The following is a 25,224-nucleotide window of genomic DNA, read 5'->3' on the forward strand; positions in this document are numbered from 1 at the left end:
AAATTTTTGATACAAAAAGCTAATTTCATTTAGTATATGTAAGTTTATATCATCTTTAAACTTATCAACTGAAAATGAAAAAAGTTATACTCAATCTATTGCTAGTAGGTTTTGGAGGATATGCGTTTGCGCAGGATGCGGTTACGTACCAAACTCCACCGAAAATAATGGCAGATTTATTATTGGCTAAACCTACTCCGGGGGTAAGCATAGATAGCAAAGCAGAATGGATGCTGTTCAGCGATCGTAATCCGTACCCTTCTATTGAGGAATTGGCCATGCCCGAATATAAAATTGCTGGGATGCGTATTAATCCCAACAACTACTCGCCAAGCCGACAAACCTATGTGAATAACTTCAGTTTAAAAAACATTAAAACAGGCAAAACTAGCGCAATAACTGGCTTACCAGCGGTATTGTATGCTGGCAACATGCGTTGGAACCCTAGCGAAACTAAAATTGCCTTTACCCAAACTACTCAGGATAGGGTTGATTTATATGTAATTGATGTTGCTACCGCCAAAGCCACTAAAGTAAACAAACAACCTTTAAACGCCATTTTAGGTAGTGGATTAATGTGGGTAGATGATCAAACTTTGATTTACCAAGTGGCTACAAAACCAGCTTCGGCAGCTCCAAAACGCCCACTTGCTCCTAAAGGTCCAACTGTACAGGAAAATTTAGGTAAAGTTGCGCCAAGTGCTACCATTCAAGATTTGATCAAATCGCCGTATGATGAGCAACTTTTTGAGTTTTATGCAACTTCACAGTTGGTACAAAATAAAGGTGGCGTAGAAACTCCAATTGGTGGCCCTGCCATTTATAGCAGCGTAAGTTTATCTCCTGATAAAAATTACATGATGGTACGTACCATCAAGAAACCATTTTCTTACTTAGTGGCAGCCTACGGTTTTCCATCAACGGTAAAAATTATTGACAGAGCCGGAAAAACTGTTAAAGTTTTGGCTGAACTTCCTTCTACAGAGGTGCGCCCATCTGGTTATGATAACGTACAAAATGTACCCCGTAGCTTTGATTGGAGAGATGACGAAGCAGCGACTATTGTTTGGGCAAAGCCATTAGATAGTGGATTGATCAAGAAAAACGTGGAATTCCACGATGCAGTTTACGAACTAAAAGCTCCTTTCACTGGTGCTGAAAAAGAGCTTTTAAAAACAACAAATCGTTTTGCCGGCATCAGCTGGGGCAATGCCAATTTAGCATTGGTGAGAGAAATGTCCAGGATTAAGCAAACCAGTAAAGTAAGTAAACTCAACCCAAGCACTGGTGCTATGGAAATGCTTTACGAGCTGAATACTACCGATGCTTACAACAATCCGGGCACTCCCGTTACAGAAAAAAACAAATTCGGTCGCCAAGTAATTTTAACTACAGATAACGGTACTAAATTATTATTGAACAACACTACTGGCGCTTCTCCAAAGGGCGATTTGCCATTTATTGCGAAGTTTGATTTAAACACCAAAAAGAATGAAATTTTATGGCGTTGTCCTGAAGGAACTTTTGAAGTAGTAACCGATGTTTTGGATCCTCAAAAATTGGTGCTTCTAACGCGTAGAGAAAGTAAAACGGAGGTGCCGAATTACTTCGTTAAAAATTTAGTGCTACGCATAGCCGATAGACAAATTACCAACTTCGCCAATCCGTACACTGCTTTAGATGGTGTTACTAAACAGAAAATCACCTATAAACGTGCCGATGGAATTGATTTGACAGGAGACCTGTATCTGCCAAAAGGCTATAATAAAGATAAAGACGGACCACTTCCTACTTTAATTTGGGCTTATCCACGAGAATTTAACTCAGCAAGTGATGCCGCTCAAATTAGAGGGTCAGAAAATAAGTTCATCACCATTAGCTCAGGTGGACCAGTATTTTATGTAACGCAAGGTTATGCCGTTTTAGATAATGCCGAAATGCCAATTGTAGCTAAGGAAGGTAAACGCCCTAACGATTCTTTTGTAGAGCAATTAAAGTTAAACGCAGAAGCGGCAATTAATAAGCTTAGTGAAATGGGCGTTGGCGATAAAAACCGAATGGCCGTTGGTGGCCACAGCTACGGTGCTTTTATGACGGCAAATTTACTGGCGCACACCAATTTATTTAAAGCTGGAATTGCTCGCAGCGGCGCTTACAATAGAACGCTTACTCCTTTTGGCTTTCAAAATGAAGACCGTACCTACTGGCAGGCACCTCAACTTTATTATGAGATGAGCCCGTTCAGCTACGCAGATAAAATTAAGACACCTATTTTATTGATCCACGGTGAAATGGACGACAACCAAGGTACCTTCCCAATCAACAGCGAACGCTTATTTAACGCCATTAAAGGCCACGGAGGTACTACACGTTTTGTTTATTTACCTTATGAGGCGCATGGTTACCGTGCAAAAGAAAACATTTTACACATGCTTTGGGAAACCAATAAATGGCTAGATACTTACGTAAAAAACGCCAAACCTATGGCAAGTAAGTAATCAATAACTAATAGAAAGGGCAATGGAAACGTTGCCCTTTTTTAAAATCACAACTTTCACCATGTGTAAAAAACATACCATCTCCCTCCTATTAATTTGTTTAGCATTTTATGCTCAGGCGCAGAAAAGCAAATTTAGTGTGATTGCATTTTTTACAGGAAAAAATGACATGGCACACGTTTCTTTTGTGAAGGAAGCTAACCAATGGTTTCCAAAAATGGCCGAAAAATACCATTTCACTTATGATACAACGAGTAACTGGAGCAATTTAAACGCAACCTATTTAGCCAAATACCAAGTGGTTTTGTTTTTAGATACCCGACCAGAAAAACCAGAACAGCGCAGCGCTTTTGAAAATTACATGAAAAGTGGTGGTGCTTGGATGGGATTTCATTTTTCGGCTTTTGCGCTAAGTCCTTCATCATTTCCGCAAAATTGGGATTGGTACCACAATGAGTTTTTAGGTTCAGGGCAATACGGCAGCAATACCTGGCGACCAACATCCGCGGTGTTAAAAGTAAATGGAAAACATCCAGTAACTAACAAACTTCCTAAAACCTTTAAATCACAACCTAACGAATGGTACAGATGGGAAAAAGATCTACGCAAAAATCCGGATATCGCTATCCTGTTAAGCATAGATAGTACAAGTTTCCCTCTTGGAACGGGACCAAAAGCCCACGAAATTTGGAATAGTGGATTTTATCCTGTGGTTTGGAGCAACAAAAACTATAAAATGGTTTACGTTAACATGGGGCATAATGATATGGACTATGAACACAAATATGGTAAAGATGTGAAATCGCTTTCCCAAACCTTTGAAAACGATATCCAAAATCAAATGATCATTAACGCTTTGTTGTGGCTGGGTAAAGCTAAAAAATAACTCGCCCTGAAAGCATTAAGAAAAGTATATTTGCACCCATGGACAAAATATTTGAAGTAATAAGAGCTAATCGCAAGGCATTGTTGAGCTTGGTTGAAAATTTAACTACCGAGCAAATGAACAAAATCCCTACGGGTTTTAGCAATAATTTAGCATGGCAAATTGGTCATTTAGTAGTGAGCCAACAAGTGCTGTGCTATAAACTTTCTAATAATGACTTTGTAATCGATCCTAGCTTAATCGACAAATATAGAAATGGTTCTAAACCTGAAAGCTTCATCGGTAGTGAAGAAATTGCTCAAATCAAGGAATATCTACTAAGTACCATTGACCAACTGGAGCAAGATTTAGCGGAACAAAAATTTAACAACTACACCCCTTACACCATCAGTACCTACAAAGGTTATCGACTAGAAAAAATTGAGGATGCTATAAAGTTCATTGTTTCTCACGATGGCTTGCATTATGGCTGTAGTTTAATGATGAAAAAATTCGTTTAAACATTGCGATATTTTTTTCACATCGGTTACAACGGCCACACTTACGGCGGTTGGCAAAGGCATCCGAAGGCAAACAGTGTACAGGAAATTATTGAAACTGCCTTAAGTGGGATATTAAAAACACCCACTGGCATAGTAGGTTGTGGGCGTACAGATAGCAAGGTTCATGCAAGTCAGTATTTTTTTCACGTTGATATTGATCTGCCACTTCGCGACGATTTTATCTTCATCCTTAACAAAACACTGCCGCACAACATTGCCATTTTTGATGTGATTCCTATGGATGGAAAGCAACATGCCCGTTTTGATGCCGTACAGCGACAGTACGATTATTATTGGCATACCTACAAAAACCCTTTCTTGGGTCAGCTTAGTTCGTTTCATCAAATTGGCAAACTAGATTTGTTGGAAATGAAAAAAGCAGTGGCGCTACTACCAAAATATAAAGACTATAGGGCATTTTGTACCACTCCGGATAAAAACGAACATACCATCTGTAACGTAATGGATGCTAAATTGTATTGCGCTGCCAATGAAGAACATTTCCGTTTCCACATATCATCTAACCGCTTTTTAAGTAAAATGATTAGACTTTTAATGGGCAATATTTTACGGATTGGCTCCCATCAAATGAGCGTGGATGAGTTCGAGCATCATTTAATCTCCAAGGAAATACCTAGAGATTTCCACGCCGCTTCCGGAGTTGGCCTTTACCTGTCAAAAGTAACCTATCCCTACCTTAATTTAGCGGCTCGTACGGAGTTTAACAACTTCGCAAAGAGCAGTTGGATTGAAATTTAACGTCAGCTAACTAAAATTTTATTAGCTCTTGAAGAACCTTAAGTCCGTTTCTTTGTTGATTTACTACACCAAAATCTAAAGAAAATGAACATCACTGGCACAACAAAAGGTAACGATAAAGAAATAGACAAAGGGGATAAACCTTTGAACAGCGTAAAAAACGATATCGAAAAAGGGAAAATCAAACAGGTGAAATCCAAAAATCCTGCAAAACAACGTGAACAAAGTGAGCAGCCCGTTCACCCTATCAAAAAAGCCCCAAAAGATCAATAAATAGAAAAGCCTTGAACCATAAATCCAAGGCTTTTTTGTGCTCCCGACGAGATTCGAACTCATATCGATGGTACCGGAAACCATAATTCTATCCATTGAACTACGGGAGCAAACTATCCGGCAAATATAGTTATTCCTAGCGTTTGGCAAAGCGATTAGTTTAAACTTGAATGCACTCCTCGTTAAGCCATCGTTAAATTGATATGAAAACTCGTTAAACCCAAAGCTAATTTGTATTAAACGACCAAGTTTTAAAATAAAAACCGCAACTTTACACGCCCTACAGGATAAAACACGCAAAACCAACGCTTATGGAAGAACTGCAAGTAGAAGAAGTATTACATTTGTTGGAAAACGAAAATGATAGGCAACTAAAAGCCTACCTCAATGAGCTCAACATTTCTGATGTGGAAGAGCTGATTGATGAACTTCCTCAATATGCAGTTAAATTTATTGAAACGCTTTCCATAAAACGTGCGGTAAACGTATTCCGAATCCTTGATTTTCCAACACAGGAAAGAATCATTAAAAAACTACAAGCCAATAAGTTAGCTGAAATCATCAAGCAATTACCTCCCGATGATAGGACGGCACTGTTTGGCGAACTTACCGGCGATGCCGTTAAAAAATTATTGGTTTTACTTCCCGATAACGACCGAATAGAGGCACTTAATTTACTTGGTTACGCAGAGGATAGTGTTGGAAGGATGATGACTCCGGATTTCATCGCCGTAAAAACCGACTGGACTGTTAGCAGGGTCCTCAATCACATCCGTAGGTACGGCAAAAACTCCGAAACTATTGATGTAATTTACGTCATCGATAAGGATGGTGTACTGCTGGATGATATCAGGATCAGGGAAATTCTCCTTTCGGATCCCGAAGCAAAAATTGGTGAGCTAACCGATAATCGGCTGATTTCGTTGAATGTTACCGACCCGCAGGAGGAAGCAATTAACGTCTTCAAAATGAACAATCGCGTGGCTTTGCCAGTAGTGGACGATAAAAATATCCTTTTAGGCATTGTAACCGTGGATGACATTTTGTGGATTGCCCACGAAGAATATACCGAAGACATGCACAAAATGGGTGGTACCCAAGCACTTGACGAACCCTATCTGGACGTACCTGTTTTTGAACTCTACAAAAAACGGGTGGTTTGGCTAATTGTGCTGTTTTTTGGCGAGCTGCTCACCATCACCGCCATGTCCAACTTCGAAAGTCAAATTGCTAAAGTGGTTATTTTAGCCACCTTCATCCCGTTAATTATCTCAAGCGGTGGCAATAGCGGTTCGCAGGCTGCAACGCTCATTATTCAAGCTATGGCTCTTGGCGAGGTTACCATTAAAGATTGGTGGAATGTGATGAGAAGGGAAATTTTTTCAGGAATATTTTTAGGCACTACTTTATGTCTACTCAGTTTTTGCGTAATTGGTGCTTGGCATATTTTAATGCCCGGTTTTAGCGAACATTATGTGCTTATCGGTTTGGTGGTAGGCTGCTCGTTAATTGGTGTAGTACTTTGGGGCACGCTAATGGGTTCCATGTTGCCTTTACTCCTCAAGCGTTTAGGTGCCGATCCCGCTGCATCTTCTACCCCATTTGTAGCTACCCTCGTTGATGTAACCGGACTAATCATTTATTTTTCGTTCGCCTTATTGTTTTTACGCGGAGTGTTGTTATAATTTAGAAAAGCAATTTCCAAGCTATTTTTAACGTCATTCCTGCTTTCACTTTTAGTCCCGATGAATCGGGAGCTAAGCCGTTCAATCAGGTTTAATTGGCAAAAACCATGCTATAAACCTAAAATGCCCACCTATCTGGCAAGGCATCACGTAATCTACTTGCGCTACGTAATTCAGCATCTTTTAAAATCGCTATGCAATAAATAACTAACTTTGCATTTCAATTTCAACAAATGATAGCAATAGGTAAATACAATCAATTAAGAGTAGCAGCAAAAAACAGTCAGGGTTTAAGCTTAACTGATGGCACCACAGAAGTACTACTTCCAATTAATGAAGTAACGGATGATATCGCTTTAGGCGATGAAGTGGATGCTTTTGTTTACCTCAATAAAGATGGCAATACCATTGCAACCTTGAAAGAAGTATTTGCTACTGCTGATGAGTTTGCTTATTTGCAAGTGGTATCTGTTAATGATAGCGGTGCTTTTTTGGATATCGGTACAGATAAAGATATTTTCGTACCGACTAGGGATCAAAAGCGCCCCATGGAACTTGGCGAAAGCTATGTAGTTTATGTTTATCTAGATGAATTTTCGAATAAGCTGTTGGCCTCTTCCAAGGTAGATCAGTTTGTAGGAACTGATAACTACGAATTTGAAGAAGGCGACACGGTAGATTTACTCATTGTAGATAAATCTGACTTGGGATATAATGCCATCATCAATAATGAATTTATTGGTTTACTATACCATAACGAGGTATTTTCAACCGTTGAACCTGGACAGCGTACAACAGGATGGATCAAAACCATAAGAATTGATGGCAAAATAGATTTGACCTTGCAACCATCAGGTTTTGGCCACATTCTAGAAACTAAAGATTATATTTTAGAAGAACTAAAAGTAGTTGGCGAAATCAACTTAGGTGATAAGAGTTCTCCCGATGAAATATACAACCGATTTCAAGTAAGCAAAAGCGCATTTAAAAAAGCCATTGGCGGCTTATATAAGGAGCGTTTAATTACTCTTTCTGATTACCAGATTAAGTTGGTGAAATAGCAAACTGTTCATCAACGTTGTCGCTGCAAGTACAAAGCAATCTACTATGAAATTAGAAATAGCTTAGGATTGCTTCGTCCCTCGCAATGACGAAGCCTACATAAATTGGTGAAATAGCAAACTGGTCATTACACGTTGTTGCTGCAAGTACCAAGCAATCTATTGTGAAATTAGAAATAGCCTTAGATTGCTTCGTGCCTCGCAATGACGAAGCCTACATAAATTGGTGAAATAGCAAACTGGTCATTACACGTTGTTGCTGCAAGTACGAAGGAATCTATTGTGAAATTAGAGATAGCTTAGGATTGCTTCGTACCTCTCAATGACGAGGCCTGCAAAATAAAAAGGAGCAAATTTTAATTCGCTCCTTTTTTTTGCTTAATGCCAACTGAAAACTGTTAATTGAAAAACTGTTAACTGAAAACTGCTAACTGAAAACTGAAAACTGCTAACTGCCAACTGCTAACTGCCTAGCGCTTGCTCAATATCTTTCAAAATATCATCAATATGTTCTAAACCAATTGACAATCGGATAGAACCCTGTTCAATACCTACAATATTTCGTTCTTCTTCGGTAAGTTTACTGTGCGTACTTGTAGCAGGATGTGTTGCTATGGATCTAGTATCTGCTAAGTTTGCAGAAATAGAAAACATTTTCAAGCCATCCATAAATTTTCTAGCGCCATCTACGCCACCTTCAACCACAATCGTAACAATACCTCCACCTTGTTTCATTTGTTTTTTGGCAATTTCATGCTGTGGATGCGAAGCTAAGAAAGGATATTTTACCAACTTGATCTTAGGGTGTTTCTCCAAATATTCGGCCACTTTAAGGGCATTTTCACAATGGCGATCCATACGTACAGCCAAAGTTTCTAAGCTCTTTGATAAAATCCAAGCATTGAAAGGAGAAAGTGCCGGACCGCTGTGGCGAGCAAATGCTACCACTTCCGCAATCAACGCCTTGCTGCCTAAAATCATCCCTCCTAATGCACGCCCTTGTCCATCAATGTATTTCGTAGCTGAATGGATAGAGATATCAGCGCCTAATCTAATTGGTTGTTGTAAATAAGGTGTAGCAAAGCAATTATCTACCACCAACAAAGCATTGTGTTTTTTTGCTAATTCAGCTAAAAATGCTAAGTCAATAATATCAATACCCGGATTTGAAGGCGTTTCAACGAAAATGATTTTAGTATTTGATTTTATTAAAGCTTCCCAGTCCTGTGGCTTATCTAAATCTGCGTAATCAAACGTAACTCCCCACTTAGCAAATACATTGGTAAGCAATTGGTGAGTTGAGCCAAAAACTGAGCGACTAGAAACAATATGATCACCATTTTTTAGGAAAGCAGCAAAAGTGGTGAAAATTGCTGCCATACCTGTAGCCGTGGCAAACCCATCTTCAGCACCTTCCAATAACGCCATTTTCTCTATAAACTCCGAAGTATTTGGATTAGAATAACGGCTATACACATTACCTTCTTTTTCGTTGGCAAACAAAGCACGCATCTCTTCCGCGTCATCAAACTTATAACTAGAAGTTAAATAAATTGGTGCAGAGTGTTCCTTATGTAAACTTCTTTCGGTTTGAGTGCGTATAGCGATGGTTTCAAAATTTTCAGACATTGTAGTAATAGTATTGGATATAATGCCTCCCCCTACCCCTCCAAAGGAGGGGAGTTTAAATTATGCTCTCCTTCCCTTTGGGGAGGTTGGGTGGGGCTAATTTATGGTATATGTAAAATTTATAGTTGCTGATCTGCCTAAAATATTAGAAACAGAGCAGTATTTATCAAAGGTCATTTGCAAAGCACGCTCAACCTTAGCTACGCTTAATTCGCCAAATAAGTTGAATTGAATATCAATATTTTCGAAAATCGCTGGAGTTTCATCTTCTCTCCTTGTGGCTTTGATATTGATTTTGATGTCTTTTAAATCTTCCTTTTGCTTGGTAAGGATATTCACCATATCAATGCCGCTGCAACCGCCCAAGCCAACAAGCAGCGTTTCCATGGGTCTAAATCCCTTTCCAGTTCCGCCAATGGCAGGGTTGGCGTCTAGTTCTACCGAAAAACCACCACTATTTGTAGCTTTAAAATTAAATTTTCCGCTTTTGCGGATCAGGTTGATTTCCATTTCTGTAGTATTGAGTATTGGGATATGAGATGTGAGATCTTATGCCCTACATCTCATGCCTAATACCTCATAAATCGTAAAAAACTAAATTATCTTTTTCCAAGTCTGGCAATTTCACCTCATTTTCAAAAATTCCAAAAACAGATGATCCGCTTCCACTCATCAGTGCAAATTTAGCTCCTGCTTGGTAAAGCTTTGTCTTTATTTGTTCAATTTGTGGATATTGTTGGAACACTGATGGCTCGAAATCATTGAAAATATGAGCTTGCCAGTCTTGTAAGGGCAAATGTATCAAATCTTTTAAAGAAGTAGAAGGTTGCTTTACATTTACTTTGCTGTAAGCCTGCGCCGTAGAAACGTGTACGGGAGGTTTAACCAACACCAAGTAATATGCCGATAAATCAACGGATAACTCCTCAAATTCATCGCCTTTGGCAAAAGCATAAGTAGGTTTGTTTTTTACAAAAAATGCGCAATCAGCTCCAAGAGGCCTTACATAGGCTTCCATTTGTTCAACAGATAAGCCTAAATTAAATTTCTGGTTAACGAGTTTAACTAAAAAAGCAGCGTCCGAACTTCCACCTCCTAATCCAGCACCAACTGGTATATTTTTAAGCAACACAATTTGTTGGTTAGGCAGGTCAAAATCTTTCTGCAGAATTTTAAACGCCTTGATGCAGATATTATCACCAGCATCACCTGGAATATCAACGCCTTTAATCAACATCGAAGTTTCCTCCGCATCTATCAACTCTACCACGTCATTTATCCGGATGGGATAAAAAACAGTTTGCAAGTTATGATAGCCATCAGCACGTTTTTCTGTAAGGAATAAGCCCAGATTTATTTTTGCGTTTGCAAATGTTAACATCTTTTTGATTTTAGATTGTAGAAGTACGATTTTAGATTTAATTTAAACACAATGACACAAAAAGCACTAAGTTTTGAATTTTTGTGTCTATGGCAACGAAGATACGAAGAGCACTAAACTTTAAGTCCTATAAATCGTAAATCTAAATTCCTATTATTAAACATTAAGTCACGGAGAGCATTAAGGTTATTTTTTATGACTTATCGCCACTAATATAAAGAGCACTAAACTTTCAGACTTACAAATCGTAAATCTAAAATCGTAACTCGTAAATCACTATAACCTATAACTATAGTGTCCAATAATTTTCCAAACAAATAGCACATCTTCCATTACCTGACCCGAGCCTATATTATGTACAATCAAATAACGCTTACCGTCTCCTGATTTCCTGTCGACCACTAAACCTATATGTAATTGTCGGCCGTTTAAATCCCAACAAACAATATCTCCTGGCAGGTAGTCTTCCAATTTTTTTGTCATCGGTTTTACCTTACCCTTACGTTTAAAAAACACCATCAAGTTAGGCACACGCCTGTGATCAATATTTTTATCAGTAGTTTTCATGCCCCAATTGTTTGGATACAACCTGAAATTGGCCTTCATATCTTCATGTACTTCTTTCTGCAAGTCAATACCCAACTTCCGATAAGCTCTAATCACTACATCGGTGCAAACTCCCCTATCCGCTGGCACATCGCCATTAGGATACGCTATTCTAAAATAAGCAGGGTCGTAAACTACTTTATCTCTGGTTAAGGTAATGGTAGCATCAGAAAGCTTTTGAGGGGTTAACGATTGCGCAAAGCTTGCCGTAAAAAACAAACTGCTTAAAACAACAAAATGTACTATTTTTCTAAACATCATGGTTGAACAAATCTAGTTGATTTTGAAGATAAAATCTCGATTTTGATCATAGAATTCCAACAATCATCAACACTGTTGAAAAACATAAATACGAGGTTGAGTTTTAATAGCTAGATTTGTATTTTACATTTTAGGCATGTTATATTGGCCATCATTTGGAGCGTAGCGAAGAATCTATTTTTAATTGTTAGATCCTTCCTGCCGTTAGGATGAAAAAGCGTAGCGTTATATGAAACAGTATTTAGATTTGATGCAGCATGTGCTTGATAACGGCACACAAAAACACGATAGAACGGGAACAGGTACCATCAGCGTATTTGGTTATCAAATGCGTTTCAATTTGCAAGAGGGTTTCCCAATGGTGACCACTAAAAAACTGCACTTAAAATCTATCATCCACGAGTTGATTTGGTTTTTAAAAGGCGATACCAACATCAAGTATTTAAAAGACAATGGCGTTCGTATATGGGATGAATGGGCAGATGAGAATGGAAATTTAGGACCTGTGTACGGTTCGCAATGGCGCAGCTGGCCAACCCCAAATGGTGGCCATATTGACCAAATTACTCAAATCATCAACACCATTAAAAACAATCCGGACTCTAGGAGAATTATTGTTTCAGCTTGGAACGTTGCTGAAATTGAAAACATGGCGCTACCTCCATGCCATGCCTTTTTTCAGTTTTATGTAGCAGATGGCAAGTTAAGCTGTCAGTTATACCAACGCAGTGCAGATATTTTTCTAGGTGTACCTTTCAACATTGCGTCCTACGCTTTACTCACGATGATGGTTGCGCAAGTTTGCGGCTTAGAGGCTGGAGATTTCATTCATACCTTTGGCGATGCACATATTTACAACAACCATTTGGAGCAGGTAAAATTACAGTTGAGCAGAGATCCTAAACCATTGCCAACCATGAAAATCAATCCTGAGGTGAAAGATATCTTCGATTTCAAATTTGAAGATTTTGAATTGTTAAATTACGAAGCACATCCACATATTAAAGGTATAGTAGCGGTTTAAATTATATCGTCATTGCGAGGCACGAAGCAATCTTAAAGTGGAAGAGATTGCTTCGTGCCTCGCAATGACGCAACTCTGAAAGAATGCACCAAACCACCATCGTTGTCGCCATAGCAGAAAATAACGCCATTGGCAAAAACAACCAATTACTTTGGCACTTACCTGCCGATTTAAAACATTTTAAAAACATCACCTCTGGGCATGCCATCATTATGGGGCGTAAAACCTACGGTTCCATTGGAAAACCACTGCCAAACAGAAGAAACATCGTTATCACCAGACAAACAGACTTAAATTTGGATGGTGCGGAGGTGGTGAACTCTTTAGATGAAGCTTTGAAATTATGCCAAAATGAAGAGAAGGCATTCATTATTGGTGGTGCTGAGATTTACAGGCAAGCCATCTCGCTTTGCGATAAAATTGAATTGACCCGTGTGCACCAAGAATTTGACGCTGATGCTTTTTTTCCGGAATTGGACAACGAAACTTGGGTAGAAATATGGAAAGAAGATCATTTGCCCGACGAAAAAAACAAATTCGCTTATACTTTTTCAACTTTGGAGCGGCGTTAAGGGTGCCGCAAATAGATAAGATGAACTATGGGCACTGCAATTAAAATCATTTGTGCCCCTGTGGCTTAATATAATTTCCACATCCCAATAAAATTACATTTAGCAGTTCTATTATTTAAAAAAATAATTAGATTTGCCGACTTGTTAAAAAACAGCTTATTATAAAATAGATTTAAACAAACAATGCAAGGTAAAGGTTTTATAAAATTTATGGCGATACTTTTGGGTATTGTCTGTCTGTATTCACTTTCTTTCAACATCATTACTTACAACGTAGAGAAAAAGGCTAAGGAATTTGCAAAAGGCGATGAAGCTAAAGAAAAAGCATACTTAGACTCGATGGCTACCGAAAAGGTATATCCTCTTTTGGGCCTTACCTATCAGCAAGTAAAAGGCAAAGAAATCAATTTAGGTCTTGACCTTAAAGGTGGTATGAACGTTACCATGGAAATTTCTTTAGCGGAGTTGACTAAATCATTAGCCAACAATACTTCTGACGAGAATTTCAATAAAGCCTTATCAAATGCGCAAACGCAGATGAATGCCGGTGGAAAAGATTTCATCTCATTGTTTGTAAGCGAATACGAGAAACTTGTTCCAAACGGAAAGTTGGCTGATTTCTTCGCTAACCAAGATAACTCAGCACAGTTAAAAGCAACTGCAAGCAACTCTGAAGTTAAATCTTACTTAAGCAAAGAGGCTACTAGCGCCATCGACAGATCGTTCATCATCTTACGTAGCCGTATTGATGGTTTTGGTGTAGTAAGTCCTAACATGCAAAAACAAGAAGGTTCTAACAGGATCTTCATCGAGATGCCAGGTATTCAGGATAAAGAACGTGTTCGCAAATTATTACAAGGTTCTGCTGAATTACAATTTTGGCAAGTTTACCAATCGCAGGAAGTTTATCCTGTGTTGGATAACATCAATAAAACCCTTGCTTCAACTTTAAAAGATACTGTTGCTAAAGCAGCAGTTACTGATACTACTGCTAAAGGCGGTAAATTAGCTGGTTTAACAAAAGGTGCTGCAGCTAAACCTGCCGACACTTCTAAAGACGCCAAAGCTGCTGAAGCGGTAAAAAACAATCCTTTATTTGCAGTTTTAAATTTACCAGTTGGCATGGATGCTAACGGACAACAACAGTTTATCCCTGGTCCGGTAGTTGGTTTTGCACAACAAAAAGATACAGCTAGAGTAAACGCTTACTTGGCTAAGCCAGAAATCAAATCTTTAGTTCCAACTACCATGAGGTTCATGTGGGGATTAAAACCTAGAGCTGGTTCAAAAACTTTCGAACTTTATGCGATTAAAGTTACTTCATTGGATGGCCGTCCTGATTTAAGCGGTGATGCTGTAGCTAACGCTCGTGCTGGTTTCGATCAAAAGAACAATCCTGATGTAACCATGTTCATGACTAGTGAAGGTGCTGCAAAATGGAAAAAAATGACTGCTGAAGCTTCAGCAGATCCTAATAACAAAAAAGCAATTGCAATTGTATTAGATAACACAGTTTATTCCGCTCCTACCGTACAAAACGAAATTCCTAACGGTGTTTCTTCTATCACTGGCAGCTTCACTGCCGAAGACACTAAAGATTTAGCTAACGTATTGAAGGCTGGTAAGTTACCTGCTCCTGCTAAAATCGTTTCGGATTTCGTTGTAGGTCCTTCATTGGGTCAACAAGCTATTGACAGCGGTTTGTTATCTTTCGTATTAGCGTTCGTAGTAATTCTTGCTTTCATGGCATTTTACTACAATAAAGCTGGTTGGGTAGCTAACATCGCTCTGTTAATCAACGTATTCTTTATCATGGGAGTTTTAGCTGCATTTGGTGCGGTATTAACGCTTCCTGGTATTGCAGGTATCGTATTAACCATCGGTTTATCGGTTGATGCCAACATCCTGATTTTTGAACGTGTACGTGAAGAGTTGGCGCAAGGGAAATCAACTAATTTAGCGATAAGAGAAGGTTTTAAACATGCAATGTCTTCTATCCTAGATTCAAACATTACCGTATTCATCTTAGGTATTATCTTATTTGTATTCGGTTCTGGACCAGTACAAGGTTTTGCTACTACCTTGTGTGTAGGTATCGTTACTTCATTATTCGCAGCGGTATTAATTTCTCGTTTGATTTTCGAATCAATGATGGATAAAAAAGCTAACATCACTTTCGATAATAGTATGACTAGAAACGCATTCAAAAACTTAGCCTTCAACTTCGTTGGTCGCAGAAAGTTATATTATGTGATTTCAAGTGTAATTATCATTGCTGGTGTGGCCATGTACTTTAAAAATGGTGGTTTACACTTAGGTGTTGATTTTAAAGGTGGTAGAACTTACATGGTGAAGTTCGACAAACAAATGAACACTGAAGATGTTGCTAAGACTCTTTCTGCTAATTTTGAAGGCGAAGAGGCTTTGGTAAAAACCATTGGAACTGATAACTCATTAAAAATCACTACACCTTACCATATCACTGATCAAGCTGCTGATGCTGATAAAGTGGTAGAATCTGCTTTGCGTAAAGGCTTAGATGGTATGGGTGCAAAATATACCATTGAAAGTTCACAAAAAGTAACACCAACTATTGCAAGCGATATCATTACTAGCGCAGTTTACGCGGTATTGTTCTCTTGTTTAGTGATGTTTATTTACATCTTGGTACGTTTCAAAAAATGGCAATATGGTTTAGGTGCGGTAATCGCATTATTCCACGATGTGCTTTTAGTACTTTCTTTCTACACCATTTTAGATGGCGTGCTTCCTTTCCCTCTAGAGATTGGTCAAGATTTTATCGCAGCAATTTTAACGGTAATGGGTTACACCATGACTGAAACGGTAATCGTATTTGACCGTATCCGTGAGCGTTTAGAGCACACTGGTAAAGATGATGCTTACGGCGAAGAACGCAACAAGTTAATCAACTTTGCGTTGAACAGCACGTTAAGCCGTACCATCTTAACTTCATTGTCAGTATTCTTCGTATTGATCGTGATCTTTATTTTCGGTGGCGATAGCATCCGTGGTTTCATCTTCGCATTGTTAATTGGTCGTATCATTGGTACTTATTCATCATTATGTATCTCTACGCCAATCGTAATCGACTTATCAAACGACGATAAGGCTACTAAGTAGAACTTAAAAACCAAATTATAAATCAACAGGTCCCGGAGTTATTCGGGACCTTTGTTTTTTATACCATCTGGTAAACTCAACAGATTACAATTAAATAACGCAACTAAAACGAAACAACTAAATATCCAACAAAGCAATTCACTATATTTACCGCAAACCAAATGGGCCTTTACTTAGTTTATTTACTATGGAAAAGAGAAAGAAAATTGTAATTATTGGTGGCGGTTTTGGCGGCATTGAGCTGGCAAAAAAGCTGAAGCATCAAAATGTTGATATTGTTATTCTTGACAAACATAATTACCACACTTTTCAGCCCCTACTCTACCAAGTAGCAACGGGCGGCTTAGAAGCGGATTCCATTGCTTTTCCTATCCGAAAGATTTTCAAAGGTCAAAAAAACCTTAAGTTTAGAGTAACGGAAGTGAAAAAAGTTATTCCCGAACTTAACCGTTTAGAAACTACTATTGGCGAATGCGAGTACGATTATTTGGTAATCGCTACCGGATCAACCAGTAACTTTTTTGGCCAAACAGAGATTGCTCAAAATGCCATGCCGATGAAATCTATTCCGGAGGCACTTAACTTAAGGAGCTTAATTCTGCAAAACTTAGAAGCTGCCATTATTGCGCAAGATCCGGTTAAGGAAAACGAGCTGTTAAACTTCGTTGTAGTTGGTGGCGGACCAACCGGTGTAGAAACCGCCGGAGCTATTGCCGAACTTAAAAAGCATGTACTTAAAAATGATTATCCAGAACTGGATTTAAATAAAGTAAACATCTATCTAATTGAAGGTTCAGCAGAGCTACTTGGCGCCATGTCGGTACAGGCACAACAAAAATCAAAACAGTTTTTGGAAGAGCTTGGCGTAACCGTTTACACGGAAACTAGAGTACAAGGCTATGATGGGCAAACACTTTCTTTGGTTGATGGCAGAAAAATTGGCTCTGCAACTGTGATTTGGAGTGCAGGTGTAAAAGGCGTAGTGCTTGATGGCTTAAGTACCGAAGCAGTAGTACGCGGAAATAGGTTAAAAGTGAACGAAATCAACTTGGTGGAAGGTTACCAAAACGTTTTTGCCATTGGCGATGTAGCAGCTATGATTACACCACAAACCCCAAATGGTCACCCCGGCGTTGCACCAGCAGCCATCCAACAGGGTAAAAATCTGGCAAAAAACATCATTAACCTCATTGAAAATAAACCAACTACAGCTTTCAAATATTTTGATAAAGGTGCCATGGCTACTGTTGGAAGAAACAGAGCAGTAGTTGATATCAACAAAATAAGATTTCAAGGAATATTTGCTTGGTTTACTTGGATGTTTGTACATTTAATGACTTTAGTAGGCTTCAGAAATAAATTGGTGGTTTTTGTAAATTGGGTTTGGAGTTACTTTAGCTATGATAGAGGCACACGTTTAATCATCAGAACCTTTAAACCTTACAAAGAATACAAACGAATACATGACCCAGAAACAGCTTCAAGCGAATAAAACCATTGCCCTTGTGGCGCATGACCATAGGAAAGATGACTTAATTAAGTGGGCGACAGTCAATCGAGAAGCACTTAGCTCACATAACTTAGTAGCTACTGGAACCACTGGCAGGCTACTGGAAGAAAACTTACAGCTGCCCGTTAAAAAATTATTGAGCGGCCCGCTTGGTGGCGACCAACAAATTGGTGCCTTGATAGCGCAGAGTGAAATTGATGTACTCATTTTCTTTTGGGATCCGATGGAAGCACAACCGCATGACCCTGATGTAAAAGCGCTATTGCGTGTGGGCATTGTTTGGAATATCCCTATGGCTTGCGATGTAGCTACCGCCGATTTTTTAATATCATCGCCCTACATGAAAGGCACTTACACTGCAGCGCTTACCGATTACGATGAATACAAAAACAGAAAAGTCTAACCACATTAAGTTAATTGAATGCCCTCGTGATGCCATGCAGGGCTTGCATGATTTTGTGCCTACCAATTTGAAAGTGGCCTATCTCAATTTGTTGCTTCAAGTGGGCTTTGATACTTTGGATTTCGGAAGTTTTGTATCACCGAAAGCGATACCTCAAATGAGAGATACAGAGGAGGTTTTAGCGCAACTAGACCTAAGTAGCAATACGAAATTATTAGCCATTGTTGCTAATTTGAAAGGGGTTGAAAATGCGGTGAAACATAAAGAAATTAACTATTTAGGATTTCCATTTTCTATATCTGAAACCTTTCAACAGCGCAATACCAATTCAAGTATAGCACAATCACTAGTAACTGTTGAGCAAATGCTAGAAATTTGCGATAAGCATCAAAAAGAAGCCGTTATTTACCTATCTATGGGCTTTGGCAATCCTTACGGGGATGAGTGGAATACTGATATCATTTCACATTGGACTGAGGAGTTAGTAAAAAAGGGAGCAAAAATTATAGCCGTTGCTGATACCGTTGGCGTATCTACTCCTGAAAAAATCAAAACAATACTTCCTCCCCTAGTCAATGAATTTCCAAACGTTGAATTTGGTTTACACTTACACAGCACGCCACAGCAACGTTTAGAGAAAATTGCAGCAGCGTTTGAAGCAGGTTGCACCCGTATGGATAGCGCTTTAAAGGGTTACGGTGGCTGCCCTATGGCTGCAGATGATTTAACAGGAAACATTGCAACAGAAGACGTGATCGACTACCTAGCTACACAAGGTTTAAATCCTCACTTAAATACGGAAAAATGGCAAGAGGCGATGTTATTTTCAACGCATATTTTTAATGGTGGCTAAAGCCTTTCAACGCCCTGTTCAAACTTCTTAACGTAATACCCAAATAGGCAGCCATATCTTCTTTACTGAGTTGTAGTTGCTGCTTATCTCGTAATTCCAATAGTTTTGCCAAACCATGCTCCACGGTATAAAGTTGCTGAAATGAAGCCCTGCTAGAGGTATTCACCATGCGTTCGGCCAATTCCTTCAGCAACAACTTATTTAAACGCATATCCTTATCCATCAAGTCATTAAACAGTTTAATGGATATGCTATAAACTTCTAGCGTGGTCACCGCTGCTACGTTACATAAGCACGGCATTTCTCTAATCGCTTCTATCTCGCCTAATATTTCACCTTTGCCCAAAAATTCCAAGATATAATCTTTGCCGTTTTCTTCCGAGAAAAAACATTTCGCTATGCCTTCCTTAATGATATAAATTTGGTGTACACGTTCGCCTTGGGTTAAAAATTGGGCATCAACTGTCAATTGCTGCACTTTGATGTAACGGGTGTAAGCATCATCACTATACAACTCTTTGATGTAAGATAAAAACTCGTTATTGGTTCTTAACATGGAACTGGGGACATTTGTCCTTTTTTACTTCTAAAATTTAAGCCACTTTTGCAGCACAACAAAGATAAACGATGAAAAATCAAATCAAAACTATAGCATTTGATGCTGACGATACACTTTGGCAAAACGAAGAATATTTTAGGGAGGCAGAGCTGAAGTTTAGCGAACTCGTAGCTGCTAAAAATCCTGATCAAGTGATTCAATCGCTATTTGAAATTGAGATGAAAAACTTACCGATGTATGGTTACGGCATAAAGGGTTTCATGCTTTGTATGATAGAAACTTTACATCAACTTTATCCAGAAAACCTGAGTAGTAAACTAATTGAAGGAGCTTTTAAAATAGGGCATCAACTACTTCAAAAGCCGGTAATTTTATTGGATGGTATTGAAGAAACCCTTTCGCACTTGTTCGGCAAATACCGATTGGTGATGGCCACTAAAGGCGATTTATTAGATCAAGAAAGGAAACTGGAAAAATCCGGATTGGCAAAGTATTTCCATCATATCGAAATCATGAGCGATAAAAAGCCGGCGAACTACCAAAAACTGATTAAGCACCTGGATTGTAAACCTGAAAATTTTTTGATGGTTGGCAACTCATTAAAATCAGATATTTTACCGGTGCTTGCCATTAATGGTCTTGCTGTAGAAGTGCCTTACCATACCACTTGGCAACACGAAATACACGATGAACCTATTGATCATCCCAATTTCTATTCCGTACGCAGTATGGATCAAATCATCCATTTGTTGTAAAAGCTCCCAATTTCGGGATCAAAATTTTAGATTTTTTGAAAACTCCGACATAAAATGAAAAAAATTAACATAGACACTTGGAAGCGTAAAGATCATTTTCGATTTTTTAGTCAGTTTGAAGAGCCCTTTTTTGGCGTTGTGGTAAACATTGATTGTACTACTGCTTACGCTAAAGCAAAAAAATTAGGCCATTCATTTTTTTTGTATTACCTGTACAGGGCCATGAAGGCCGCTAACCAAATAGAGGAGTTTCGCTACCGCATTGAAGGTGAGGATATTATAATCCACGATCAAATTAACGTTTCTACCACCATCAACAGAAAAGATGATACTTTTGGTTTTGCCTACTTTGATTACCATACAAATGAAGAAATTTTTATAGCTAATGCAAAAAAAGCAATAGAAGAAGTTCAACAATCGGAAGGATTAAAGCTTGCACAGCCTGGTTCCTGCGATATGCATTTTTCTGCTATTCCATGGGTTGATTTTACTTCCTTATCACATGCTCGTAGCTTCAGCTTCCCCGACAGCTCTCCTAAAATATCAGTTGGCAAAATGATAGAGAAAGATGGCACCCAACAGTTTGCTGTTTCTGTACATATCCACCATGGTCTTGCCGATGGCCTACACGTGGGTAAATTTGTCTCTTTGTTTCAAGAACTGATGAACAAATAAATATTTGTCAGCGGTTTGAAATATTAATTGCAATATAATTGCAATAACAAAACTATGCTTAAATTCGTTTAGTTAATAACCGAAAAAGATATTGTTATGCAAAAAGAATACGATGTGATTATTATTGGAGGCAGTTACGCCGGACTTTCAGCCGCTTTGTCGCTGGCTAGAGCGCTGAAACAAGTATTGGTTATTGATGGCGGCAAGCCTTGTAATTGGCAAACACCGCACTCTCATAATTTTCTAACACAGGATGGTCAAAGTCCAAAAGCTATTAGCGATTTAGCGAAATCACAGGTATTGGCGTATGATAATGTAGCTCTGTTGGAGGATTTTGCGGTCAGCGGACGGCAAACTGATCATGGATTTGAAATAGTAACTGAAAAAAACAACGTATTTCATGCACAAAAATTGATTTTTGCTAATGGAATTAAAGATCAATTTCCAGATATCGTAGGTTTTGGCGAATGCTGGGGTATCAGCGTAATCCACTGCCCGTATTGCCATGGTTATGAGGTACGAAATCAAAAAACTGGTTTGCTGGGCAATGGCGAAGATGCTTTTGAATTTGCTAAACTGCTTTGGAACTGGACTAAAGAGCTTACCTTGTTCACCAATGGCAAATGTGCTTTAAACGGCGATCAAAAGCAGTCACTCACCGATAAGGGAATCCAAATCAACGAGCAAGAAATTGTAGAAATTGTACACGATAAAGGTAAAATAAAGCATTTAGTGTTTTCCGATGGCAGTGCCGAAAAATTGAATGCCCTGTATGCCAGAATTAAATTTGAACAGCACTGCGGTATTCCTCAACAATTGGGTTGCGAATTTACCGAGGCAGGATTAATCGCGTCAGATCATTTTCAGAAAACTACTGTTGAAGGTGTTTATGCCTGCGGCGACAATACCAGCATGATGCGATCCGTTGCCAATGCAGTATACAGCGGCAACATGGCGGGTGCAGCCGTAAGTAAAGAATTAATTGCTGCCGAAATTAAAAAAGAAGCACTACAAGATTAATTGAATAAATTGAGCTAAGTTATGCTTTAGTCTTCTTTTTCGGCATCTTTCATTAGCCTGTATACACCTTTCAGCTTACGTTGATGATTTTCTTTAGCTACATCAATGGAGTGTGAACAATGTATGTCTGTTTCTTCGTCGGCCATTTTTGCAAGCAATGCATAAAATTTGTGAAACTGGTCCAACTCCTCCTCGGTTAAGTCCTCAATGTCAACCATGCGGTTACTGGCCTTATCGTGTGATGCAATGAGCTCGTTTAATTTCAACTGAATGGCCTTGCTGTCTTTATTTTGGGATTTCTGTATCAAAAAAACCATTAAAAAAGTGATGATTGTAGTGCCGGTGTTAATTACCAACTGCCACGTTTCGGAGTAATTAAACAAAGGGCCAGTAACTGCCCAAATCAATACAATAGTCACTGCAATAATAAAAGCAGACGAACTTCCGGTAAATTTTGTAGCAGCATTCGCAAAACGCTCAAAAAAACCAACTTTTTTTCTTTCGCTCATAACATTTGTTTTTATTCAGAAATCAAAACTAATCATCAATAACTTGTTAAAGATAACGATATGACTTCAAAAGCGACGCCTTTTTACCAACACGTCAATTAGCGTAATTTCTTTGGTTTTATTGATGGTATGTGTAGCAAGTAAGTTCGGTTGCCAATGAGGAGGAAAATGGGAAATTCGTTCTTCTACATACTCATTTTCATTCAGCGTAATAATTTTATTGATTACCAAAGCCCAGCCATAACGCTCAGTGCAATCTTGAGACGGCCTGTATAAAACGCCATCTTCTTCAAAAATACTACCAGCGGGTCGGGCGCTACTCATATCCACAATCACCGGATTAGCGGCATGTGCCACCCAATTGTTAGAAAGCATATCTTCGCTATAAAAAATATGCAGGTTGGTGTTTATTTTTTCCTCCGTATTTGATTCTAGCAATGTAAACAACCAGTACTTCCCGTTATAATATTTTACTGTGGCATCAGCCGCGTTAACATTACGCATTAGGGTGGTTTGGTAAACCCATTTAAGCGGAAATTGCTCACAGTGGTATAAATCTATTGTTCTGTTGCCACTACTTTCGGGAATCATGTAATGAGTTCCCATTAATTCAAAAATAAAAGGATAAGATAAATGATAGGGTTGCTCTAAAATCTTCCGACTAGTTTGTTTTTGGCTATCAGGATTAAACTCAATCACCGAGATATACCCTTTTCCGTCTTTGTACTCTAGCTCTTCTATAAAGAAATAATAGTTGCCTTCTTTTTCTACAATAAATGGATCTGCCCAAAACCTGTCTTTTGGAGGGATAATTTTGCTGTAGTTTTTAAAGTTGGTGTCAAATACGCCTGCAGCGCCATTTTTAAACTGATATCTTAATTGCCATTGCTCAATATACAACAACTCGTATACGTGTTTTTTTACAGCATTTACAACGCTTTTAAAGGCAGATAGCAGCATTAGCACAAATTCAGTTTAATCAAAAATAACGGGCGTAAGTAATTGGCATATTCAAAACTACAATCTATAAAAAAGACCAATCAATCATTATTCGTTTTTTTTCTCTTCCCGAAGATAAACGAATTTGGCAAAAAACCATAAGCAAAAAAAAAGCTGCCACACTTTTAATGTGGCAGCTTTAAAAAAAATATTTGGTATCGATTATAATTTATCGTTTACGTTTACACAGTTCAAATCTTCAAAAGCAACTTTCAAACGAGCAACAAAAGCTTCTTCTGATTTACGTAACCAAACACGTGGATCATAGAATTTCTTGTTAGGCTTGTCATCACCCTCTGGATTACCAATTTGGCCTTGTAAGTAAGCTTCATTCTTTTTGTAGTAACCTAAAATACCGTCCCAAAATGCCCACTGCAAATCGGTATCAATATTCATTTTTATAGCACCGTATGAAATAGCTTCTCTAATTTCTTCTTGAGAAGAGCCTGAACCGCCGTGGAACACAAAATTGATTGGTTTTTCCGCAGTTAAGTTATATTTCTCTTTGATGTAATCTTGAGAATTTTTTAAGATAACAGGTTGCAATTTAACGTTACCTGGCTTGTAAACACCATGTACGTTACCAAAGGCAGCTGCTACTGTAAACTGATCACTTACTTTGCTCAATTCTTCGTAAGCATAAGCTACTTCACTAGGTTGTGTATATAATTTTGAGCTATCTACATCGCTATTGTCTACTCCATCTTCTTCTCCGCCGGTTACGCCCAACTCAATTTCGATGGTCATTCCAAGCTTGCTCATACGCTCCAAATATTTTGCTGAAATTTCTAAGTTTTCTTCAATTGGCTCCTCAGAAAGGTCTAACATGTGCGATGAAAACAAAGGTTTACCGGTTTCAGCGAAGAATTTCTCACCGTGATCCAACAAACCATCAATCCAAGGCAATAATTTTTTTGCAGCATGGTCGGTATGTAAAATTACAGGAACGCCATAATGCTCAGCCAATAAGTGTACGTGTTTAGCTGCCGAAACTGCACCTAATACACAAGCTTGTAAGTTATCGTTATTTAAGGTTTTACCAGCATAAAACTGTGCACCACCATTTGATAATTGAATAATTACTGGCGAATTTACCGCCTTTGCTGTTTCCATTACCGCATTAATCGTGTTGGTTCCTGTAACGTTTACTGCTGGAAGTGCAAATTGATGTTTTTTGGCCTGCTCAAACAATTCTTGTACTGCAGCACCATGGATTACGCCTTTGTAGCCTTTTAAACTCATTTTATATTTAGTTTTATTATGTTTCGAAGTTAGGAAAATTAATCTAACAACCGTTGATTAATCACAAATGTAATCAAAATTTACTTATTGTCAAAAGTACACTAAGGTCGATTTTGTTGGTTCATTTGTTCATTCGTTCAATAGTTCACTTTTGATTAATCGTTGAAACTGTTTAGTTGGTCGGTTATTTGGTTATTTGGTTAACTGGTTATTTGGTTAACTGGTTATTTTATTATTTAGTTATTTGATTGTTAAATGGAAAGCTATTTCTGTGTTCTAAACGTTACGCAGTCCCGCTTTTCGCTGCAATCTTTTTGTTTATTAGGAGCTGTCATCCTGAACGCTAGTGAAGGATCTGTTAAATTAGAGCAGTGCGCAACA

The 25,224-nt window shown here is 38.5% G+C and carries 24 protein-coding genes and 1 tRNA gene; 16 read left to right on the top strand and 9 right to left on the bottom strand.

The genetic code is table 11. The annotated features are described in order from the left end of the window. The first annotated feature begins 74 nt into the window (after positions 1 to 74). From DUT68_RS16895 to DUT68_RS16915, 5 genes are all read left to right on the top strand, one after another. A complete protein-coding gene (locus DUT68_RS16895) occupies positions 75 to 2,498 on the top strand; it encodes a S9 family peptidase (RefSeq protein ID WP_113639413.1) in 2,424 nt (807 codons plus the stop codon). Positions 2,499 to 2,559: 61 nt separating this feature from the next. After that, positions 2,560 to 3,384 (top strand): ThuA domain-containing protein, encoded by an 825-nt coding sequence (locus DUT68_RS16900; protein ID WP_113639414.1) that lies wholly within the window; start codon positions 2,560 to 2,562, stop codon positions 3,382 to 3,384. A gap of 38 nt (positions 3,385 to 3,422) precedes the next feature. Then, positions 3,423 to 3,884, top strand: coding sequence for a DinB family protein (locus DUT68_RS16905; protein ID WP_113639415.1), 462 nt, complete (start codon positions 3,423 to 3,425; stop codon positions 3,882 to 3,884). 3 nt (positions 3,885 to 3,887) lie between these two features. Then, entirely contained in the window at positions 3,888 to 4,685 is a 798-nt protein-coding gene (locus tag DUT68_RS16910) for a tRNA pseudouridine synthase A (RefSeq protein WP_113639416.1), read from the top strand. 84 nt (positions 4,686 to 4,769) lie between these two features. After that, positions 4,770 to 4,958, top strand: coding sequence for a hypothetical protein (locus tag DUT68_RS16915; protein WP_113639417.1), 189 nt, complete (start codon positions 4,770 to 4,772; stop codon positions 4,956 to 4,958). A gap of 38 nt (positions 4,959 to 4,996) precedes the next feature. On the opposite strand, the gene DUT68_RS16920 is transcribed toward DUT68_RS16915, so the two are convergent. Next, a tRNA-Arg gene (locus DUT68_RS16920) sits at positions 4,997 to 5,068 on the bottom strand. Between the two features lie 201 nt (positions 5,069 to 5,269). Between DUT68_RS16920 and mgtE the strand changes: the two genes are divergently transcribed. Together mgtE and DUT68_RS16930 are read left to right on the top strand one after the other, a co-directional pair. Next, positions 5,270 to 6,643 carry a magnesium transporter gene (gene mgtE, locus DUT68_RS16925; RefSeq protein WP_113639418.1) on the top strand — a complete coding sequence of 458 codons (1,374 nt, stop codon included), beginning with the start codon at positions 5,270 to 5,272 and terminating at the stop codon, positions 6,641 to 6,643. 233 nt (positions 6,644 to 6,876) lie between these two features. Continuing rightward, complete coding sequence (locus DUT68_RS16930) at positions 6,877 to 7,704, top strand: CvfB family protein (RefSeq protein WP_113639419.1); 828 nt, start codon at positions 6,877 to 6,879, stop codon at positions 7,702 to 7,704. Between the two features lie 462 nt (positions 7,705 to 8,166). Here DUT68_RS16930 and DUT68_RS16935 read toward each other — a convergent pair whose 3' ends face one another. The 4 genes from DUT68_RS16935 to DUT68_RS16950 all read right to left on the bottom strand — a co-directional run bounded on the left by DUT68_RS16935 (position 8,167) and on the right by DUT68_RS16950 (position 11,581). After that, positions 8,167 to 9,333 carry an O-succinylhomoserine sulfhydrylase gene (locus DUT68_RS16935; RefSeq protein WP_113639420.1) on the bottom strand — a complete coding sequence of 389 codons (1,167 nt, stop codon included), beginning with the start codon at positions 9,331 to 9,333 and terminating at the stop codon, positions 8,167 to 8,169. A gap of 96 nt (positions 9,334 to 9,429) precedes the next feature. Then, complete coding sequence (locus tag DUT68_RS16940) at positions 9,430 to 9,843, bottom strand: OsmC family protein (RefSeq protein WP_113639421.1); 414 nt, start codon at positions 9,841 to 9,843, stop codon at positions 9,430 to 9,432. A 67-nt stretch (positions 9,844 to 9,910) separates the two neighbouring features. Next, positions 9,911 to 10,714: a 4-(cytidine 5'-diphospho)-2-C-methyl-D-erythritol kinase gene (gene ispE, locus DUT68_RS16945; protein ID WP_113639422.1), complete on the bottom strand. Its 804-nt coding sequence runs from the start codon at positions 10,712 to 10,714 to the stop codon at positions 9,911 to 9,913. A 276-nt stretch (positions 10,715 to 10,990) separates the two neighbouring features. Continuing rightward, on the bottom strand, positions 10,991 to 11,581 hold the full coding sequence (locus DUT68_RS16950) for a DUF1287 domain-containing protein (protein ID WP_198659622.1): 591 nt from the start codon (positions 11,579 to 11,581) through the stop codon (positions 10,991 to 10,993). A gap of 229 nt (positions 11,582 to 11,810) precedes the next feature. On the opposite strand from DUT68_RS16950, the gene DUT68_RS16955 reads away from it, so the two are divergent. The 6 genes from DUT68_RS16955 to DUT68_RS16980 all read left to right on the top strand — a co-directional run bounded on the left by DUT68_RS16955 (position 11,811) and on the right by DUT68_RS16980 (position 19,084). After that, a complete protein-coding gene (locus DUT68_RS16955) occupies positions 11,811 to 12,605 on the top strand; it encodes a thymidylate synthase (RefSeq protein ID WP_113639423.1) in 795 nt (264 codons plus the stop codon). 83 nt (positions 12,606 to 12,688) lie between these two features. Continuing rightward, a complete protein-coding gene (locus DUT68_RS16960) occupies positions 12,689 to 13,177 on the top strand; it encodes a dihydrofolate reductase (RefSeq protein WP_113639424.1) in 489 nt (162 codons plus the stop codon). 183 nt (positions 13,178 to 13,360) lie between these two features. Further along, positions 13,361 to 16,318 carry a protein translocase subunit SecDF gene (gene secDF / locus DUT68_RS16965; RefSeq protein ID WP_113639425.1) on the top strand — a complete coding sequence of 986 codons (2,958 nt, stop codon included), beginning with the start codon at positions 13,361 to 13,363 and terminating at the stop codon, positions 16,316 to 16,318. Between the two features lie 187 nt (positions 16,319 to 16,505). Next, entirely contained in the window at positions 16,506 to 17,810 is a 1,305-nt protein-coding gene (locus DUT68_RS16970) for an NAD(P)/FAD-dependent oxidoreductase (protein WP_113639426.1), read from the top strand. Next, positions 17,782 to 18,231, top strand: a complete 450-nt coding sequence (locus DUT68_RS16975; protein WP_113639427.1) for a methylglyoxal synthase — start codon at positions 17,782 to 17,784, stop codon at positions 18,229 to 18,231. The genes DUT68_RS16970 and DUT68_RS16975 overlap by 29 nt, the downstream gene beginning before the upstream one ends. Beyond that, positions 18,206 to 19,084, top strand: a complete 879-nt coding sequence (locus DUT68_RS16980) for a hydroxymethylglutaryl-CoA lyase (RefSeq protein WP_113639428.1) — start codon at positions 18,206 to 18,208, stop codon at positions 19,082 to 19,084. The genes DUT68_RS16975 and DUT68_RS16980 overlap by 26 nt, the downstream gene beginning before the upstream one ends. On the opposite strand, the gene DUT68_RS16985 is transcribed toward DUT68_RS16980, so the two are convergent. Continuing rightward, the gene (locus tag DUT68_RS16985) at positions 19,071 to 19,640 is read right to left on the bottom strand and encodes a Crp/Fnr family transcriptional regulator (protein ID WP_113639429.1); all 570 of its coding nucleotides are present in this window, start codon (positions 19,638 to 19,640) and stop codon (positions 19,071 to 19,073) included. The genes DUT68_RS16980 and DUT68_RS16985 overlap by 14 nt on opposite strands. Before the next feature lie 71 nt (positions 19,641 to 19,711). Between DUT68_RS16985 and DUT68_RS16990 the strand changes: the two genes are divergently transcribed. From DUT68_RS16990 to DUT68_RS17000, 3 genes are all read left to right on the top strand, one after another. Continuing rightward, on the top strand, positions 19,712 to 20,398 hold the full coding sequence (locus DUT68_RS16990; protein ID WP_113639430.1) for an HAD family hydrolase: 687 nt from the start codon (positions 19,712 to 19,714) through the stop codon (positions 20,396 to 20,398). 54 nt (positions 20,399 to 20,452) lie between these two features. Continuing rightward, complete coding sequence (locus DUT68_RS16995; protein ID WP_113639431.1) at positions 20,453 to 21,073, top strand: chloramphenicol acetyltransferase; 621 nt, start codon at positions 20,453 to 20,455, stop codon at positions 21,071 to 21,073. A 96-nt stretch (positions 21,074 to 21,169) separates the two neighbouring features. Continuing rightward, entirely contained in the window at positions 21,170 to 22,093 is a 924-nt protein-coding gene (locus DUT68_RS17000) for an NAD(P)/FAD-dependent oxidoreductase (protein WP_113639432.1), read from the top strand. Positions 22,094 to 22,119: 26 nt separating this feature from the next. On the opposite strand, the gene DUT68_RS17005 is transcribed toward DUT68_RS17000, so the two are convergent. The 3 genes from DUT68_RS17005 to fbaA all read right to left on the bottom strand — a co-directional run bounded on the left by DUT68_RS17005 (position 22,120) and on the right by fbaA (position 24,843). Then, positions 22,120 to 22,602 carry a low affinity iron permease family protein gene (locus tag DUT68_RS17005; RefSeq protein WP_113639433.1) on the bottom strand — a complete coding sequence of 161 codons (483 nt, stop codon included), beginning with the start codon at positions 22,600 to 22,602 and terminating at the stop codon, positions 22,120 to 22,122. A 66-nt stretch (positions 22,603 to 22,668) separates the two neighbouring features. Continuing rightward, entirely contained in the window at positions 22,669 to 23,562 is an 894-nt protein-coding gene (locus DUT68_RS17010) for a glucosamine inositolphosphorylceramide transferase family protein (RefSeq protein ID WP_113639434.1), read from the bottom strand. Between the two features lie 201 nt (positions 23,563 to 23,763). Continuing rightward, positions 23,764 to 24,843: a class II fructose-bisphosphate aldolase gene (gene fbaA, locus DUT68_RS17015; RefSeq protein ID WP_113639435.1), complete on the bottom strand. Its 1,080-nt coding sequence runs from the start codon at positions 24,841 to 24,843 to the stop codon at positions 23,764 to 23,766. Positions 24,844 to 25,224 lie beyond the last annotated feature (381 nt).

Source organism: Pedobacter zeaxanthinifaciens (assembly GCF_003313335.1).
GTDB classification, from domain to species: Bacteria; Bacteroidota; Bacteroidia; order Sphingobacteriales; family Sphingobacteriaceae; genus Pedobacter; species Pedobacter zeaxanthinifaciens.

Excerpts from the sequence above, each read along its gene's own strand:
- DUT68_RS16895 (WP_113639413.1), top strand. The coding sequence starts at position 75 with ATGAAAAAAGTTATACTCAATCTATTGCTAGTAGGTTTTGGAGGATAT.
- mgtE (WP_113639418.1), top strand. The coding sequence starts at position 5,270 with ATGGAAGAACTGCAAGTAGAAGAAGTATTACATTTGTTGGAAAACGAA.
- DUT68_RS17005 (WP_113639433.1), bottom strand. The coding sequence starts at position 22,602 with ATGAGCGAAAGAAAAAAAGTTGGTTTTTTTGAGCGTTTTGCGAATGCT.
- DUT68_RS16995 (WP_113639431.1), top strand. The coding sequence starts at position 20,453 with ATGAAAAAAATTAACATAGACACTTGGAAGCGTAAAGATCATTTTCGA.
- ispE (WP_113639422.1), bottom strand. The coding sequence starts at position 10,714 with ATGTTAACATTTGCAAACGCAAAAATAAATCTGGGCTTATTCCTTACA.
- DUT68_RS16985 (WP_113639429.1), bottom strand. The coding sequence starts at position 19,640 with ATGTTAAGAACCAATAACGAGTTTTTATCTTACATCAAAGAGTTGTAT.
- DUT68_RS16930 (WP_113639419.1), top strand. The coding sequence starts at position 6,877 with ATGATAGCAATAGGTAAATACAATCAATTAAGAGTAGCAGCAAAAAAC.
- fbaA (WP_113639435.1), bottom strand. The coding sequence starts at position 24,843 with ATGAGTTTAAAAGGCTACAAAGGCGTAATCCATGGTGCTGCAGTACAA.
- DUT68_RS16905 (WP_113639415.1), top strand. The coding sequence starts at position 3,423 with ATGGACAAAATATTTGAAGTAATAAGAGCTAATCGCAAGGCATTGTTG.
- DUT68_RS16900 (WP_113639414.1), top strand. The coding sequence starts at position 2,560 with ATGTGTAAAAAACATACCATCTCCCTCCTATTAATTTGTTTAGCATTT.
- DUT68_RS16935 (WP_113639420.1), bottom strand. The coding sequence starts at position 9,333 with ATGTCTGAAAATTTTGAAACCATCGCTATACGCACTCAAACCGAAAGA.
- secDF (WP_113639425.1), top strand. The coding sequence starts at position 13,361 with ATGCAAGGTAAAGGTTTTATAAAATTTATGGCGATACTTTTGGGTATT.
- DUT68_RS17010 (WP_113639434.1), bottom strand. The coding sequence starts at position 23,562 with ATGCTGCTATCTGCCTTTAAAAGCGTTGTAAATGCTGTAAAAAAACAC.
- DUT68_RS16915 (WP_113639417.1), top strand. The coding sequence starts at position 4,770 with ATGAACATCACTGGCACAACAAAAGGTAACGATAAAGAAATAGACAAA.
- DUT68_RS16960 (WP_113639424.1), top strand. The coding sequence starts at position 12,689 with ATGCACCAAACCACCATCGTTGTCGCCATAGCAGAAAATAACGCCATT.
- DUT68_RS16940 (WP_113639421.1), bottom strand. The coding sequence starts at position 9,843 with ATGGAAATCAACCTGATCCGCAAAAGCGGAAAATTTAATTTTAAAGCT.
- DUT68_RS16970 (WP_113639426.1), top strand. The coding sequence starts at position 16,506 with ATGGAAAAGAGAAAGAAAATTGTAATTATTGGTGGCGGTTTTGGCGGC.
- DUT68_RS16975 (WP_113639427.1), top strand. The coding sequence starts at position 17,782 with ATGACCCAGAAACAGCTTCAAGCGAATAAAACCATTGCCCTTGTGGCG.
- DUT68_RS16955 (WP_113639423.1), top strand. The coding sequence starts at position 11,811 with ATGAAACAGTATTTAGATTTGATGCAGCATGTGCTTGATAACGGCACA.
- DUT68_RS16950 (WP_198659622.1), bottom strand. The coding sequence starts at position 11,581 with ATGATGTTTAGAAAAATAGTACATTTTGTTGTTTTAAGCAGTTTGTTT.
- DUT68_RS16980 (WP_113639428.1), top strand. The coding sequence starts at position 18,206 with ATGAATACAAAAACAGAAAAGTCTAACCACATTAAGTTAATTGAATGC.
- DUT68_RS16990 (WP_113639430.1), top strand. The coding sequence starts at position 19,712 with ATGAAAAATCAAATCAAAACTATAGCATTTGATGCTGACGATACACTT.
- DUT68_RS17000 (WP_113639432.1), top strand. The coding sequence starts at position 21,170 with ATGCAAAAAGAATACGATGTGATTATTATTGGAGGCAGTTACGCCGGA.